The 2,019-nt window shown below is 43.8% G+C and carries 1 protein-coding gene; it reads left to right on the plus strand.

Going from position 1 to position 2,019, the window contains the following annotated elements:
• Nucleotides 1-1,970: BglG family transcription antiterminator (locus WAM07_RS08060; protein WP_422165971.1), on the plus strand; the 1,970-nt coding region annotated here is incomplete at its 5' end.
• Nucleotides 1,971-2,019: the final 49 nt, after the last annotated feature.

Raw genomic sequence — 2,019 nt, forward strand, 5'->3', positions numbered from 1 at the left:
TGCAGACTCAGAAATTGGAACCTATTGAAAGTAAACATGGCGAGGGGCTGTTTTTGCCTCCTTCATCTAAAGCAGAACTCATGGACGAACTGGATCAGAGCTTTGAAGATTGGCAGTATCAGTTATCTAAACAGGAACGAGAAGTTCTGATTAAAGCGAAAATATTACTGGAAGAGCAAGATGCCTCAATGCAGACGTTTATGGATCTTACGAGTATGAGCCGTGGAACGGTTGCCAAAGTGATCAAAACGATCAAACAGGAATTTAGGGAAGCTGGCTTGCAGTTATATTATGAGAAGCAGTCAGGCTACAGGATAAGCGGCCCTGAGGACGCGAAAAGAACAATGCTTTCCAATATTCTCGCAACCGTTTTATCGCAGCCGGATTGGCAGAATGTCAGAAATGAAATTCAGAAGATGATCCTGCCCGGCAGCAATACGTGGGAAACGGAAACAGATCAGTGGCGTTCAGTAAGACAATTGCTTATGGAAGCTGAACAGGAATTAGGTTTAACGCTGACCGATGAAATGATGGAGATTCTTTCCTTACAGATCTTAATGATCATGAAGCGAATTGATTCAGAGAAGTATATTCATGTTCAGTCAGCAGAGAAAGAGGTTCTCCAGCAGACGAAAGCTTATCAGGCTTCCCTGCTGATTGCGAATAAACTCGAAGCCTTACGAGGGGTTTCTTTTCCGGAAGACGAGGTTTATTTTATTACGATGAACCTCCTGGGATCGAAAGTCCAGCACGATGACTTCAGCCGCTATACCGAGCAGGAATTAGCCGGACTGAAAGAAGTTGTGCAGCAGATGATTGCCGATTTTCAACTGTATTCCTGCGTAGTATTTGATGATAAGGAAGGGCTTGAAGAAAATATGATCTCTCATATTAAGCCCACTTATTACCGTCTCAAGTACGGGGTGCATATCGCGAATGACTTAGCGGAGACCATCCAGGAAAACTACCCGGATATCTTCCATTTAACGAAACGGGTGATGAGACACCTGGAGATTTATATCGGGAAGCCGATTCCTAATGAAGAAGTGGCTTACATTACCTTACACTTCGGAGGCTGGCTCACCAAAGAGAAAAAGCAGGTCGAAACCAGGCTCAGCGCGATTATCGTTTGTGAAAATGGGATTGGAACGTCCCATATGCTGCGCACCCAGTTGGAGAACTTAATTGCCGGACTCAATGTCATTACCACCCTGTCAACGAGGGAGTTTCAAAACAACGAATATCAGGCAGATGTGATCTTTTCAACCAATTATATTAAACCGAAAGATATTCCCGTTATTCATGTTCCAGCCATCTTAACGAATATCGAAAAAGAGCAGGTCATGCAAAGGGTCAACGAACTATTCGACTCCAAGCCATCTGAAAAAAAACCAGTCGACCACATGCTCGAAGTCATCGAACGCTATGCGACGATTCATCAGAAGGATGAATTGAAACAGGAATTGGTTCACATATTAGAACAAAACACTCCCGGAACGAAGGAGATTAAAAAGCCTATGCTCAATGATTTATTAACCAAAAAAACCATTCAATTAAAAGACCAGGTGCCAAGTTGGGAAGAAGCCATTAAGACGGCCGCTCAGCCACTGATCGATCAAGAATCCATTCACGAGGAATATGTGCAGGCGATGATTGATACCGTCCATGAATTAGGCCCATACGTTGTCATCGCACCGGGAATTGCGATCCCCCATGCACGCCCGGAAGCAGGAGTAGAACGACTCGGGATGAGTTTCCTGCGACTAAAAGAACCGGTGTACTTTTCAGAAAAAGAAAAGCACCGCGCGCAGTTAGTGATTGTGCTTGCAGCCATTGATAACCAGACCCACCTGAAAGCCTTAGCGCAACTCACGGAACTGTTATCAAATGAGGACAATGTGGATAAGCTAATTGCAGCGGATGATCAGGAAACCGTTCTTGAAATTATCAACCAATCCGTAGAAGGATAAAAAATTTGAGGAGGAATTTAAAATGAAAAAAGTATTAGTAGTATGTGGA

Origin of the sequence: Halobacillus sp., from assembly GCF_049282395.1 — a bacterium.
Taxonomy (GTDB): Bacteria; Bacillota; Bacilli; order Bacillales; family Halobacillaceae; genus Halobacillus.